The following is a 14,615-nucleotide window of genomic DNA, read 5'->3' on the forward strand; positions in this document are numbered from 1 at the left end:
TCGAGTTCGTCTTCCCATTCCGCCATGGTCAGCCCTCCAAGAGCCGACCACCCATGAATCATTGAAAAATTGATTCGGGAATCCTATAACGCACGGCAAAATCAACAATCTGCCAAAGTAGTGCTAGGGCGCGTACTCCTAAATCCGGGATGTCCGCTTTCGAGGGCAAAGCCGACAAGCGACCTCGTCCGCCGGGATGTCGCCTTGTGACCCGAAGCAGACATGGCCTATCGAGTGGCTTAGAGTGGGCTCGGCAGCCAAAGGTGCACGGCATGGTCTACAAATTTGATCCCATACATTTCGATGGCACGATCTTTGATCTCGACGAGACGTCGGTGATGGTCAGAGGTTGTTACGAGTTTCTTCGTAGGAACGAACCAATCCCGGCATCCTACTTCCCGAAGAAACTGACTTTTCAAAAAGCGACCGACGTGCTGCCCGACATGTTTCACATGTCTAGAGACTTTCTCGTATTCTCCGAGCGGGCGCGCGGGGTCATCGAGGATTGGGCACCCGGCCAGATCGAATTTATTCCAGTCGCGTGCGACGCGAAGCCTAGGATCGCTGCCACGCTGAGTTTCGACAGCGCCTACTATTTCGTCAACATCCTCGGTCGTGCTCAGCGGATATTGTGGTACGAAACGCCGTCAAGGCCATTCGGTCCGCAGGATGACGGAGTGGAGCGCTTTGGATTGACGCAGAATTTCCATAAGTGGAGACTGAGGGACCGTTCGCCGGGAGAACCATTGATCTGGCATGAAGAATGGTGGCGTGACGGCAACAAAGAATACAGGGGGCATAGCGAAGTTCTAGTCGACGATGCTCTTTGGCGACAACTTGACGCGAACTTTCCTGACCAACTGCATCCAATGCAAGCTGATGACGACTGACCCGGCTTCGCGATAAGGTCCGCTGCTGGCCCAGGCTGTGTGAAAACGTTCTGTTTGCTGCGATTCGCGGGTTAAGATTCCCTGCGACTTGCGGGGCATCCGATGAAGCGCTTTGTTGAAGGGTTGGATCGCGGGCAGAGCACACTGTTCCCGGCATCTCTCGATGATTATGTGACCGAGGAAAACCCCGTGCGGGCGGTCGATGTGTTCGTCGACAGTCTCGACCTCGATAAGCTTGGGTTCGTCGGCGTCCAGCCACTCGACACTGGCCGACCTAGCTATCACCCGAGCACTATGCTCAAGCTCTACGTCTACGGCTATCTTAATCGGATTCCGTCGAGCTGGCGCCTGGAGCGGGAATGCCAGCGCAATGTCGAGATGATCTGGTTGACCGGGCAGCTGGCACCGGACTTCAAGACTATTGCGGACTTCCGCAAGGACAACGGCAAGGCCATTCGTGAGGTCTGTCGCGAGTTCGTCGCGCTGTGCCGCAAGCTTGATCTGTTCAGTGAAGCGAGCGTTGCCATTGACGGATCAAAGTTCAAGGCGGTCAATGCACGCGACAAGAACTTCACCGAGGCCAAGATGAAGAGGCGTTTTGAGCGGATCGATGAAAGTATCGCCCGCTACCTCTCTCAGCTTGAAACCGCCGATCGGCACGGCGATGCCGTGCCAGGGGAGAAGGTTGAGCGGTTGAAGGGCAAGATCGAGAAGCTCAAGGAAGAGATCGTCCGATCTGAACGCGATCAATACGGAGATGATGAAGAGCAAGGACAAGCAGATCTCGCTCTCCGATCCCGACGCCCGCTCGATGGCGACAAGTGGCAAGGACACTGGCATCGTTGGCTACAACGTGCAGATTGCAGTAGATACCCAGCATCATCTCATCGTGGCTCACGAGGTGACCACCGTGGGCAGCGACCGCCACCAACTCGCCAACATGACCGGGCAGGCTCGTGCCGAGATGGCGGTCGAGACGCTCAATGCCGTTGCCGATCGCGGCTATTACAATAGCGAAGAGATTCGTGCCTGTGAGGAGGCTGGCATCACGGTCACATTGCCGAAACCGCTGACCTCAGGTGCAAAAGCCGCAGGTCGTTTTGGCAAGCAAGACTTTATCTATGTTGCGGCTGAAGACATCTACTGCTGTCCTGCTGGTAAACGGCTGACATACCGCTTCACTGTCGAGGAGGATGGCAAGATGCTCCGCCGTTACTGGACGACCGCTTGCCAAACCTGCGCGCTCAAAGCTCAGTGCACGACTGGCCCCGAACGGCGTATCACACGTTGGGAGCACGAGGCTGTGCTGGAGAAGGTTCAGCAGCGGCTCGACCAAGACCCCAACAAGATGACTTTGCGCCGTCAAACGGCCGAGCATCCGTTCGGGACCATAAAGGCCTGGATGGGAGCGACGCACTTCCTGATGCGAAGACAGCACAAGGTTGCGACCGAGATGGCACTCAATGTGCTCGCCTACAATCTAAAACGTGTATTAGCCATTCTGGGTTGCCGAACACTGCTGGAGGCGATGCAGACGTAAAGGAGTCTGCACTGGAGCAAACTCCAGCCGCGAAACCGATCCCGGCGCTCTCGACCGGCCAGTCCACAAAAGAGTTATCGCACAGCCTGGGCCCGTTCCTGACCTCCGGCGCCATCGCCGCGATGTCCGGGTCCGAGAGTGCAGCGGACACCCGGTCCCGAGGCCCAGATGTCGCACTTTGACCCTTAGCTGATGTCGCAGGGTCGTCGGCCGATATCCGCTTTGTAAAGTTGTGCCGACCTTGTCACGCGGAGGCTCGATGAACGCTTGCCTTGGCAGGCAAGCCGAAGCGTGCAGGTTTTCCCGGCAGGCGAACCAAGCCAATAAGTTCATAGGCTGCTTTCAGCGAACCAAAGTGGCGGACTACGGTCCCCCAGCACGGCAAATCCGCATCCGCATCAATCAGCCGTGCTGACACGCGACCCTTCTCTTTCGCAAGCCGCTTCAGCCCGGCGAGGATGTCGTCCGAGTGACGCCATAGGCGGCTTCGCTGTCCTTCATGGCGCGGCCGGCGACCAATGATCTTCTTGCCTTCCTTCTTTCGCCGCAAGGCAGCCTTCATGATGCTGGAGGCCGTCCGAGGCGGCAGGTTCGCAAGGGCCCTCGCTTTGTCGAGCGAGCCGAACCGCTTGGTGTAGTAATAGGCGCTTGGGGTTACACCGTTCTGGTCGAGCAGATTGGCCGACATGTAGCCGCTCTGCTCCTCAAGCTGGCGCAGGGCTCCAAGGAGTTCTGGCTCGGTCCACTGAACGCCATGGTAATAGTCGTCACATCCTCTCGCTTTGCGGCGCTTCCACATGAGCTGCTGGCCCTGGCTATGCGTTAGCGCCGGCAGGCCCGCTTGCCTGATGGCCTCTGAGATGGACCCGAAGTACCGGCGGATAAGGACACTGGAAGGCAGCTCGCTTGAGGTATCAATGAGCAGCGTAGAGATATGCCCGTGCTCACTATGGAGTTTCCGCAGGCCCGCCAGAATGTCCTTCTTGCTCCAATGGAGCGAGTTTATGCCGAAGGGCAATGTAGGAGGCGGCGTATACCCGATTGCGTCATATGCGCCATGGAGAGACCCGAAGTAGCTCATGATGGTTTCGGGCGCCGGCACTTCCTTGCTTTCACTGATTAAGGCGTATGAAAGGTAACGTTCCCTCGCGAGCAAAGCTTTCAGAGACTTCATGATGGTGTTTCGATTCCAATGCCGGTTCGCACGTTGTCGAAGCAGCTCCTGGGCCTTCCGAAAGACCTTAACAGGAATGATCGGGTCAAACGCCGGATAGCGCGTCCATGTTTGCTCAGGATTTTTGATTGCCGGTCCCTGCAAAGTCTGGGTCGTCAAGTTGTATGTCATCCGGCCGATGCAGAGCTCGTTTGACAGGACGTGCCGGATAGTGACCCGCTTCAAGGGACCATCATCGTAGCCCTTGATCCCCTCATTGGCGAAGCACCGGGCAATGTCGGCAATCGTCATCCGCTGACGCACGTACATGCGGAAGATGCGCTTGATCACCGCAAGCTCTTCCGGCGGTCCTGGAACGACGATGACCTTGTCTGTCGAAAGCGCCTTGCGTTCCCGGCGTTTAAGAACTTGTTTCGGATTGCGTCCAGCGTCAACAAGGAGGCGGCAGAAGCCATAGATCAGCGACCCGCCCTGGCGGAAACCTAGCTGCGCCTGCTGGCGCTTCGCGCGCGACATTCTCGCAGACAGTTCGCGGCTGTATTCCCCGGCCATCACTCGCTTCAAATGCTTGACGATGGTGGTGATGGGGGCAACGTCTTCGCCGAACGGCTCGCCGCAGTAAACGACGCGCACTCCAGCCTGCCGGCAGAGGAATTCATAGTGGGCCGCCTGGTCCGGGTTCTGAAACCTTCCCCATCGGCTCACATCGTAGACAAGGACCGCGTCGAATTTGCGCTGGGCCGCGAGGGTATCGCTCAGGAGCTGCTTGAGGGCGTCCCTTCCGTTCAGGGACAAGCCGCTCTTGCCAGCGTCGATGTACGTTGCAACGACCTGGTATCCGTTCTGCTGGGCGTACTCAGCGATTGCATTCGTCTGGTTTTCGGTCGAGTAGCGCTGGTTGTCCGACGACATGCGCAGATACTGCGCCGCGCGCGTCGTGGCACCAGACCAAACCTTGCTAGTCGCGAGATCATACTGCATCGCCAGCCAGCTCCTCGAGCGTTGGGCGAATCAGCCGCTGTCCGAGCCTAGGTAGGGGGCTGTCGTTCGTCCAGCTAAAACAGCAACAAGAGAACGCGTCACTCAGGCCGAGGGCGCGACGCAACTCCTCGTGCAACTCGCCGAGATTTGCGAATAGCGGCTGGACAGCGGTAATGCCTAGTTATCGGGGATGAGAATGGCGACCTTCGTCTAAAGTCGAAACCTAGCAAACACGCCTGGGGCCGGGATCAGGGGGAGATGGAAGTCGAAAGCGATCATGTCCAGTTGCGATCCCGTTGGTAGGGAGCAGGGCATTCGAGAGATTGCGCTGCTGTAGCCGGTTGATCTATGTCTTGGCCTGTCGGCCTTTGCCGTTAAGGTCGACAATAGAGCGTCCGTCAGGTGGCAAAGAGAAATCGAGACGACTTCAAAAAAGATACAGTGCTTCAGATCGCGAAGCGCGCGGGATGGCTGTGCTCATTTCCAACTTGTCGCACACCAACGGTTGGAGCAACGTCTGACGGCGAAGGCGAGATCAATATCGGCACGGCAGCCCACATCTGCGCGGCCGCTCCTGGCGGCCCGCGTTACGATGCGGCGATGACGCCCGAGGAGCGCTCTTCCGCAAAGAACGGCATCTGGATGTGCCGCGATCACGGCAAGGCGATCGATTCCCCCGATCCGCAATTCACTGTCGCGCTACTGCGCGAGTGGAAGAGGCAGGCGGAAAACGAGTCTTGGCGGCGTGTGCTGCTCAACGAAGCGGCGCCCAGGCAAGCCACCGACCCGCAATTGGCGGAGCGTATTAGCGCCGCCGCCGAAGCGGATCTCAGAGTTTTCCGGCAAACCGCGAAATGGCCGTCCACGTCGGTCGCACTCACACTGAGGGTGGACGACTTCGACGAGCCCGTGACGACAAGCGCGCTTGCTGGCGGGGTCACGTCGCTGGACGATCTGATCCTTGTCGCACCGCCCGGCATGGGGAAGACCACGACGCTCTTTCAGATCGCCGAAGGCGTGCTGGCGAATGGCAAGGGGACACCGCTCATTGTGCCGCTCGGCGATTGGGCCACGGAAGGCACCAAAGTTCTCGATTCGATTCTCAAACGTCCAGCGTTCCGAGGGATCACGGAAGACGACTTCCGGAGGGCCGCCGCGCAGCCCGGCGTGGTGCTGCTTCTCGACGGATGGAACGAACTGGACATGCAAGCGCGGTCCCGTGCGCGCGTGCAGGTCGCGGCTCTCAAAGCGGAATTACCCGAACTCGGCCTGATCGTCTCGACGCGCCGGCAAGCGCTCGACGTTCCTTTCGGGGGAACGCGCGTCGATCTTCTGCCTCTCAACGAAGAGCAGCAGACGCAGATCGCCGTTGCGATGCGCGGCGACGCCGGCGCGAAGATCGTCGACCAGACGCGGCGCACGGCCGGCGTGCGTGAGCTTGTGACAATCCCCCTCTATCTCACCGCCCTGCTGTCGCTTCCTGAAAACGCGCCATTCCCGACCACCAAGGAGGAAGTGTTGGGGCACTTTGTCGCCGCGCACGAGAAGGAGGCGAGCCACGCGGAAGCCCTTTACGCCGTCGCGCAGGGATTTCAGCAGGATTACCTCGACGGTCTCGCCGTCTTCGCCACCCGAACGGCGAACACGGCCATAGCCGACAGCAACGCTCGGCGATCGATCTCCGAGACAGAGAACCTGCTGTCCGACAGCGGACAGATCATGATCAAGCCGCAGCCCGACGCGGTACTCAATGTGCTCGTCAGCAACCACGTGCTGATTCGCGCCGGCGACACACCGGGATATGCATTCCAACACCAGCAGTTTCAGGAATGGTACGCCTCTCATTCGGTCGAGCGCCTGATCATGGCCGAGGTCGACGATCCCAAAGGGCGTGAGACGTTGAAGGCGGAGGTCTTCAATCTCCCGGCATGGGAGGAACCGATCCTTTTTGCGGTCGAGCGTCTGGCGCGCGGCGATGTGCACCAGCGCGCCGCGTGCGGCAAGGCGATCGTCGCCGCGTTCGAAGTCGATCCGATCCTCGCCGCCGAGATGATCTTCCGCTCGGACGAAGAAGTATGGTCGCAAATCTCGACGACCATTCAGGCGCTCGTGACGCGCTGGCACGCGCCCGGAAAAGTTGATCGCGCCGTCCGATTCATGCTCACGTCGGGCCGCTCTGAATTCCTCGATACAATCTGGCCGCTCCTCACCGACGAAAACGAGCAGATCAGCCTCAAGGCGTTGCGCAATTGCAGGCGTTTCAGGCCGTCGATCCTCGGACACGATGCCGAGAAGAAGATCAAGGCTTTGTCACCTCGTGTCCGAACAGTGTTGCTGAGCGAAATGGCCATGGGCAGCGGCATGGACGGCCTCGATTTCGCAAGCGCCATGGCGAAGAGCGATCCCGATCCTGAAGTGCAGGTATCCGTCGTCGACGCGCTCGCGTTTCGGCGTGCGAACCGCCACGTGGCGGAAGTGCTGCAGAATGCCGGCGACACGACTTTCGACCTGATTGCCCGGAGGGATCTCGTCGACGAAGTGGACAATGAACAGGTCAAGCAAGGTTTCGCGGCAGCACGCAAGCGGCAGATGCAAGAAACATCTACTTATGATCGCCTGCGCCTGATCGTGCACACGCAGGACAGCGAGGACCGAAGCGCTGAAGTGACCGAGATCATCAGCACGATGGAGATTGAACAGCAGCGTGATCCTGGGGTGCAATTGATCCATCAAGCGCGTAGCCGCTATTCGGGCGCTGTCGCGGAAGGCCTACTGGCGCGAGTGCGTGCAGGCCGCCCTTTGTTCTACGGTGCGGATGACATCTTAGCGTCCGCCGGACTGGCTCTGGAAGACAAAGAGCTCCTCGAATTGGCACTTTCCAATCCCGGCCAGCACCACGATAGTCGTGCAGAAGCCGCTGCATCGGTACTCGGACCAATCGCCGTGGGTCACATGGTTGACGCATTCCTTGACACGGGATCAGGCCTGCGAGTGGATGGAAAATTTGACCAAGCCGCGGGCGAGACTTACGGCGGCCTACAGTCTCGTATCGCGCACGTGCCGGGCGCGAGTCTCGTTGCGGCCGTGCTTGTGCGCTCGGCGCAGGCGGACGACATTCAGATGGCGCGCTTATCTGACCTGCTCTCACAACATCCCCGTGGCGACACCGATCGCGGCAGGCCTTTCGACCCGGCCTCGCTCACGGCCATTCAGGGCCTCGTCGAAGACTGGGCCGGCCGGCTGCTCGCTTCGGGCGACGCGAAGCGCTGGCACAAGGCCAGCATAGCGACGCTTGCGAGCTGTGCCCCGTCCGCATCCCTGTTGCCTATCCTGAAACGGTTACTAGACGACAATTTGGAGCGCTACCGGGCTTTCCGCAAGCAAGTAAAGGCTTCTGGTTGGCAGGTAGGAGAAGCCCTGAACGAAGCTCGCCACCCCATGATGCACGAGTACCAGCGAGCGTTCCTGGCGATTAGGTCGCCGGAGACAGCCGCCATGATGCGGGAGTATCTGCGGGACGAGTACTTCGGTGCGCTCGCTGCACATGTGCTCGCCGATCAATGGCGTACGGCAAATGAACCGCAGAGAGGCGTCCCATCTCCATTCGGTTTGCGTTTTGCCGACGTGGAGGAGAGGCGCGCGGCGCGCGCCGCCGATCCTGACGCAACATCGGCGGAAGCAGAAGCGATCTTCGCGGCGATCGAGCGCCTCATTTCGGATGGCGCGACGGATGAACAGAAAGGGCTTGCGGTCTCGCTCGGCATTGTCGCGTCGCGGCTCCCGCACGGTCAGCGCGACAGCACGATCCGGAAGCTCATCGTCCTCACGCCGTTGCGCGCACGTTCCGACCTGCTCCACGGCCTCGTTCTTTCGGGCGAGGAGATCGACATCAAGGTTGTCGCCGACGGGATATTGGAAACCCTTGAGGCTGCGAAAACCGACACATGGATATTGACGCAGAGCGATGGCTACGAAATGAAGCATTGGCTGCGCCTTCTGCCGTTCGTGAACCGTCCAATCGAGGCGCTAGCTGTGGTCCGCGGCCTGCCGCCCGCGCAGCGCGAGCCGCGTTTCTTGGAGGAAATGGTCGGAGCTCTTCCCGATGCTCCCTCGGCCGAAGCCGAAGAGGTCTTGTTCAAGCTCGCGGAGGAAGACCCTCGTTTCTACCGGAATGACCGGTGGCGCACGGCTGCCCTGCGGTTCGGTACGCCATCGTCAGCGCGTCGATTCGTTGACCTGACCGCCAGCGGCGCTTTCGACCGGACGGGGAACGAATGGCATCTCGCGCGGGAGCTCGGTAGCCTGATCGACGCACATCCGGATTTACGGTCTCTCGTGTATAGCTTGTTGAAAGACGGCCCAATCACGCCCGGACTCGCAATATTGGCCCGTGCAGTTGCAGAAGCTCCTGACGAGGACGGCTTGCTGTTACTTGTAAGCTTCGAACAGAAGCTGATGGGGAGTTTCGTTACTTGGCAAGCCATCGAGCGGCTTGTCACAGAACACGTGCCTGCCAGCGATTGGGCGGGTGCATACAACGTTGTTGCGGTGCCCGCGGGTCGCTTACGTCAAATGTTGCTTGCTTTGACGACCGATGGCGGTCCCACTGACGCCGCTGCGCGTTGGCTGCGTCAGATTGACCAAATCAGGGATGAAAACGGAATACCGGAAGCCGAGCCGCGTCACCCCGATTTGGCGTCCGGCAAGCCTTGGCCGGTCATGCGGCCAGACCCAGATGCCGTCGCGGAGGGTTAGGTGCTCGTGACGATCGCGTCAGTTCCCTGGGCCGCATGCATGTTAGACTGTCGGTAATCCCCGACTATCGGAACTCAGAGCGAAGCAGAACCTCCAGCTGCCAAGCCGGCAAAAGGGACACCTGCATGGCAGGGAAAAGAGCCATTTGCTACCGGCTTCCAAGCCCTTAGAGGCAACCTTCGTAACTTTTGGCGGAACGTTCTTAACCTGCAGCGGCGGTGAAGCCCTATCAACCGCCGTTGACGCGCTCACCCGTCGGGAAGCTTGGCAAAGCCGCGTTGAGTATCGTTGGTCCGCGCATCTGCTGCTCAATCGGCAAAGTGTCCGGCCTATTCCTCGAGTAGCTTTGAGGCCGGGACACGCAGGCCTTTTGCGATTCGTGCGATGTTGTCGATCGATACGTTGCGCTCCGATCGTTCGACGCCACTCAGATATGTCCGGTTGATCCCACTTTCATGGGCCAAAGCCTCTTGGCTAAGCCCCCGGGCAGCCCGCAGACGGCGCATGTTTCGCGCCAAGACGTCCCGCAGCGGTCCCTTGTGAGTCCTTTTCACAAGACCCATTTCGGCGTGCTGTTGCTTTTAAGGCGACCGCTTTTAAGTTACAATCGTGCACGATAGCCCGTGGGGAGTTGCACACTGATCAGCGATTGGACTGCCGGCCGGAGCAGAAACCTATGATGGCCGTCGACCGGTAAGGATTTGCATGATCCACCAGGAGAAGCAGCAATCGACCTTGGAAGCGATGGGCCAGATGTACGCGGTCAGCTTCCTGCCGTTCGTTGGAGTGACCATCGGCGCGTTGTTGGAGGGCTGGAAATTTACTGAGGCAGCGACGGCAGGTCTGTGGGCTGGGCCAGGTTTTATCTCGGTGCTTGTGATAGCCTATGTTGTGTCGAAGGCAGTCCGGTCAGTCTGGAGCGATATCATTTCTACGCTTCCTGGCACCGTCCAACAGATGTTGGGTTGGACTGCCGGCCTGCTGGCAGTCGCCGTTTTGGCATTTGCCATCGCGGCAGTTGCCGGATCCAACGGGGGCTAACCCAGACGTTGAGAATTCGCCGTGGCGGCTTTTCCGCCCCCCAACAGGTGCGCGATCGAATGTCCGATCCGAACCACTACATTGCGCTTTGCGCACGCAAGTACGCCGAAATCACGCGGCAGCTCGTGTTGGCAGCGGACGCGCAGCAGCGCGACCAGCTGAACGCTCTGCTTAACCACATCAAGGAATCCGCGATAATAGAGACCCGTTTAGAGCTTGAGCGACGCCTGCGGCAGTTGCCAGATGATCTACGGCGGTGGGTTGAGCGCAAGGAAGAATTGGCACGAACAATCACGTCCGCCGAAGGAGAAGCTCTTCGCGTCTACTATGCGGTACCTGGCGGAGGAGTGCTTGGTACACTGTCCGGCACGGAAATGACGCTCCTAGCTGACCTATATGAAGGGTGGTCGTGCAGTCCAAAGCTCGATCGTCTTTCAATCGTTCGGCTTCAAGGCTTTGCCGACGCGATGCGCTCAACTGCAGGCTTCCTGGGGCCCGACCATGTACCTCATGATCCGCCGGCACGTTCGATTAATCGGTTTTTATTCGAGCAAGCCTTTTTGGATTCGGAGACTGGTCGAGACTGAGGTGCGCGTGCGAACGCGCGGCCGTAGGTGGATTGCGCCGCCTCAGGGGCGGAGAGGCGGCCATTTGTCGATGTTGTTCCAGTGTCCTGCGTATGAAGAAATAGCCTGTCCTATCGCCATGATCGCGTAGTGGGCCCTGTGACGCCAGATCTTGCGAACCTCCTCGCTCGACCACCGATCACCGACAAGACCCGAATCCTTTTCGTAGGTCGCCATATATTTTGCGACGGCCTCGGTCAGATCCTGCTCGAAGACGTTGACGGGCTCGGTCATTGCTCATGCTCCACGGCGCAATCGTTCCTAGATGGAAAGAGAGATTAGTTCGCGCAAGGCCGAGCAGTCGGCGGGACTTCCTGAAGAGCCTTTAGAACGCATTTGGACGCTAACCTGTTGCAGGAAGTGTGGAAGTGTCTCACCGTACGTTGCTGAAGCGGTAAGCCGGCACCCGGCGGACCGTGATGTCGAACATTGAAAAATGGCTGGAAGAACTATGAAAATCGCCTCGACGTTTCGCTGTTCCATCGTCTGACTCGAAACAGCCTTTTGGATTGGAACGTCGCCAAGCGTTTGCAGCATTGGTACGGCAATAGCGCAGCTCCACACCTGCGCCTCTGGTTCATGCAGGCCGGCCTGCGCTATTCGAGTGTGGGTGGCTTTATAATCCGGCCTCACTCACTGAGCTACCGCCTCCTGCGAAGCTTATCCCACGAACACGGCCGCTATGCATCGTGAACCGTGGAATCCGACCGTAGTTTTTCATCTGACGATCCGAATGCTCAACGAAAACAAGTCGGTGGGGAGGAGCGGTGATCCGCATACTTACTCGCAAGAAGGAATGGCCGCCTACAATCGGTCGATTTGCCGGCGGTCGGACAAACGGCGCGCTCAACCTCGATGCGCTTAGGCCTCGCCGCCTGAAGCGGCGGAGGCATATATTTATATATGCAGCTGTGCTGTGCTGTTGTGCGGTGAACAAGTTCAATGGTTTTTAGGGGGCACCTGTGCACCTGTGCACCTTCGGCGCTACAGCTGCGCACTAGCAACTTCAATGGCTTACCAAGTGCACCTGCGCACCTGCGCATTAGTCCAACGTCCCGGTGACTTCGAAACCAGCGGGACGTTTTCGGGTAATGCGTGGGCGCAACGTGATGACGTTCAGCCTAGCCCATTCGTTGATCAGGGCTGTTACCTCTGTAGGCTTGACCCGATAGGCTCTGGATAGATTATACGCTGCATGACGGCCTTCCGGTCTACACTGCGCAGTGAGCGCCCACGGCTTGCCGGCTTCCCACGCGGCTCTAAGATCAGCAAGCATCCTGCGGGCCATAGCTTTATCGATGGCAGCACCCTCCGCCTCCTTTCTAAAGCGACCTTTGGAATAGACCACGGTCATCGGCGCCGGCGCTTCGCCACTCCGTAGTTCGAAGTGAATTTTGCGCGTCTTCGTCTCTTCGTTCGGCCGGGAGATTACGATGCAACTGTCATAGTAGCCGCGTAGTGCCCCTGAACCCCGGATAGTCGAAAACGGGTCGCGAGCAAGCTCGTCTGCAGATCGCTTGGCCGAATGGTGCACAAGTACGATAACCGCCATCGGATTAACGTCCTGGCGGATCTTCTCCAACCTAGTAGTAAGGAAGCGGAGCAGTTGCGCGCTCTGATTCTCATCGTCTCCGTCAAATACGTTGGCGAGTGGATCGATCGCGATGACGTCAGGCATTTTTCCGTCAGGGAAGGAAGCTCTGATCGTTTTGACGGTCTTTTTAACGCCGTCGTCGTCGAGAAGCATTCGGAAGCGTTCTGAGATCACTAGGTTCTGGCCGAGCAGTTGGCGGTCAGCGTTCGCGAGGTCCTCGAATTCACGCGCTCGCTTGCGCAGGAGCTTGCGGTTCATCTCCGCCTGCAACCAGAATACCCTTAACGGTCGCGACACGGTGAAAGTGTCCAGCAGGAAGGGCGCGCCAACCGCGCACGATACGAGCATTTCCTGAAGCAGCAAAGATTTCTGCGCCTTTGGCGGACCTGCGATTAACACAAGCTGGCCGGGGCCAGCAAAATTGGGCTCGATGTAGTCCGGCTCTTCGGCGACATTCTCCTCGAGCAATGTCAGAAAGCTGACGGTATTGATCGTGGTGTCTGTGATCTGAGGTGCTTGTCTTGCGAGGCGATCGTGATCAACTTCTCGGCTGCTTCCGACTGCCCAGCTAGGAGAGGGGGTATGGGGGAAAACTTCTGCAATCGGTGACTCGCTTTCTCGGGTCGGAACATAGCGTTCGATCGTCACGACTTCGCCGGCGCGCGGCGTGGGTGCTGGAATCTTCATACGCGCAACGCGTCGTTCATGTCGCCGACCAGGCGCGGCGTAGCGACGAACACGTCGCGACCAGCTGCAGTCCATCGATCTCCGCAGTTCTGGATGGCTCTCGCGTTCGCGCCGCGATCATCCGTTTCGGCAAGGATCGTCAGCGCATCGATCCCAGGAAGCAATGGAAACGAGCCTATGGCGCCGGCCGAACCGAGCGCCCAAACCGGCCGAAAACCCAAGGCGCGACCTGCCAAGCCGGTTTCAAGACCCTCGCAGATCGTCAATCCATATTCCACATCTTGGTTGCCGTCTATTTTGATCGCGGCGCCCGCGGCTGGTCCAAGCATCCGGCGGTCGAGCTTACGTCCGTCGTCAGACAACAGGGTCCGATGCACTGCCACTAGCCGGTCATTGACGACCGATCGAAACGCCGCAATCATTGCGAGACGGCGTTCAAGGATGCCATCCTGGCCGCGCCAAAGGCAAGCATCGTGAAAGCGAACGGCGCGTGGCGCAATATCATCCGACAACATAAGCCCGCGGCTCGCGAGATAGCGCTCGGCAATAGTTCCGCGTAGGTCAACGCCTTCCTGCCATAGCGCCCGCGCAGTTTCGCCGTAGTTGCCTGAAGGAGATAATCGCTGTCCCGGTCGGCGGTCAGCATGACCGCCCAAACGCTGAAGCACGTGAGCCCGACACACTCGCCAGTCGTCGCCGGCGTGACTGAACACTATGAAGCCGTCGGGCGCTGCCGCCGATGGCTTCACGCTAAGCGAGCGATCACGCGACGAGTGCCCAGGTCCAGGACAAATAACAGATGCACCCGCTACTTCACCACCCAGCGCTCGCGCCAATCCCCGGAGCGCGCTCATTTGCGGTCCTCGCTGGTGACGGCGTTCTCGAGATTGGACGACGATCGGCCACCAATCGCGAGATCTCTCCTTATCGGATTACGTGCCTGTGATGCGAGGCAGGCGTCTTTTCGATCAGGCAGCCCGACCATCGCGACGCGTTTCCTCTTCGGCGAGCCGCCGCTCGATGTAGTCGTGGATCGATGACCAAATGATCTTGCGGGAGCTGCCTTCGACGTACGACTGGATCTGCCCGCTATTGATTAGCTCGTACGTCTTCGCCCGACCAATCTTGAGCGCGGCCATAGTCTCGCTCACTGTCGCAACTAATGCGCCGCGTGAACTTTGCGTGTCCTTTGTTTGTTGCATCGAATCTCTCCGCACGTTTCTGACGGTTCGACAGAACAACGAGGAATACATTCCTGCAACAAGCAAGTGCGTTCATGCACCGAAATGTGGTGCATTTACAAATTATGCAACCATAGGTGGGGAAC

The 14,615-nt window shown here is 58.9% G+C and carries 11 protein-coding genes and 1 pseudogene; 6 read left to right on the plus strand and 6 right to left on the minus strand.

The genetic code is table 11. The features are described from left to right. Nucleotides 1–272: 272 nt before the first annotated feature. Nucleotides 273–890, plus strand: a complete 618-nt coding sequence (locus FNJ47_RS37325) for a hypothetical protein (protein WP_163160856.1) — start codon at nt 273–275, stop codon at nt 888–890. 102 nt (nt 891–992) lie between these two features. Further along, nucleotides 993–2,430: pseudogene (locus tag FNJ47_RS37330) on the plus strand (IS1182 family transposase). 244 nt (nt 2,431–2,674) lie between these two features. Here FNJ47_RS37330 and FNJ47_RS37335 read toward each other — a convergent pair. Beyond that, on the minus strand, nt 2,675–4,585 hold the full coding sequence (locus FNJ47_RS37335; RefSeq protein ID WP_163160857.1) for a recombinase family protein: 1,911 nt from the start codon (nt 4,583–4,585) through the stop codon (nt 2,675–2,677). Nucleotides 4,586–4,987: 402 nt separating this feature from the next. Between FNJ47_RS37335 and FNJ47_RS37340 the strand changes: the two genes are divergently transcribed. Then, on the plus strand, nt 4,988–9,340 hold the full coding sequence (locus FNJ47_RS37340) for an NACHT domain-containing protein (RefSeq protein WP_163160858.1): 4,353 nt from the start codon (nt 4,988–4,990) through the stop codon (nt 9,338–9,340). A gap of 329 nt (nt 9,341–9,669) precedes the next feature. Here FNJ47_RS37340 and FNJ47_RS37345 read toward each other — a convergent pair whose 3' ends face one another. After that, nucleotides 9,670–9,903, minus strand: a complete 234-nt coding sequence (locus tag FNJ47_RS37345; RefSeq protein ID WP_165446037.1) for a helix-turn-helix domain-containing protein — start codon at nt 9,901–9,903, stop codon at nt 9,670–9,672. A gap of 142 nt (nt 9,904–10,045) precedes the next feature. On the opposite strand from FNJ47_RS37345, the gene FNJ47_RS37350 reads away from it, so the two are divergent. Next, the gene (locus FNJ47_RS37350) at nt 10,046–10,381 is read left to right on the plus strand and encodes a hypothetical protein (protein WP_163160859.1); all 336 of its coding nucleotides are present in this window, start codon (nt 10,046–10,048) and stop codon (nt 10,379–10,381) included. Between the two features lie 59 nt (nt 10,382–10,440). Next, complete coding sequence (locus FNJ47_RS37355; RefSeq protein ID WP_163160860.1) at nt 10,441–10,968, plus strand: hypothetical protein; 528 nt, start codon at nt 10,441–10,443, stop codon at nt 10,966–10,968. Nucleotides 10,969–11,010: 42 nt separating this feature from the next. On the opposite strand, the gene FNJ47_RS37360 is transcribed toward FNJ47_RS37355, so the two are convergent. Further along, the gene (locus tag FNJ47_RS37360; protein ID WP_163160861.1) at nt 11,011–11,241 is read right to left on the minus strand and encodes a hypothetical protein; all 231 of its coding nucleotides are present in this window, start codon (nt 11,239–11,241) and stop codon (nt 11,011–11,013) included. Between the two features lie 195 nt (nt 11,242–11,436). Here FNJ47_RS37360 and FNJ47_RS37365 point away from each other — a divergent pair, with 195 nt between their 5' ends. Next, nucleotides 11,437–11,700, plus strand: a complete 264-nt coding sequence (locus tag FNJ47_RS37365; RefSeq protein WP_163160862.1) for a hypothetical protein — start codon at nt 11,437–11,439, stop codon at nt 11,698–11,700. 349 nt (nt 11,701–12,049) lie between these two features. Here FNJ47_RS37365 and FNJ47_RS37370 read toward each other — a convergent pair whose 3' ends face one another. From FNJ47_RS37370 to FNJ47_RS37380, 3 genes are all read right to left on the minus strand, one after another. Further along, entirely contained in the window at nt 12,050–13,288 is a 1,239-nt protein-coding gene (locus FNJ47_RS37370; protein ID WP_163160863.1) for an AAA family ATPase, read from the minus strand. Next, nucleotides 13,285–14,142 carry a DUF7146 domain-containing protein gene (locus tag FNJ47_RS54835; RefSeq protein WP_163160864.1) on the minus strand — a complete coding sequence of 286 codons (858 nt, stop codon included), beginning with the start codon at nt 14,140–14,142 and terminating at the stop codon, nt 13,285–13,287. Before FNJ47_RS54835 ends, FNJ47_RS37370 begins: the two co-directional genes overlap by 4 nt. A gap of 114 nt (nt 14,143–14,256) precedes the next feature. Continuing rightward, nucleotides 14,257–14,490, minus strand: a complete 234-nt coding sequence (locus tag FNJ47_RS37380; RefSeq protein WP_163160865.1) for a helix-turn-helix domain-containing protein — start codon at nt 14,488–14,490, stop codon at nt 14,257–14,259. Nucleotides 14,491–14,615 lie beyond the last annotated feature (125 nt).

Origin of the sequence: Bradyrhizobium uaiense (genome assembly GCF_010811875.1) — a bacterium.
Lineage (GTDB): Bacteria > Pseudomonadota > Alphaproteobacteria > Rhizobiales > Xanthobacteraceae > Bradyrhizobium > Bradyrhizobium uaiense.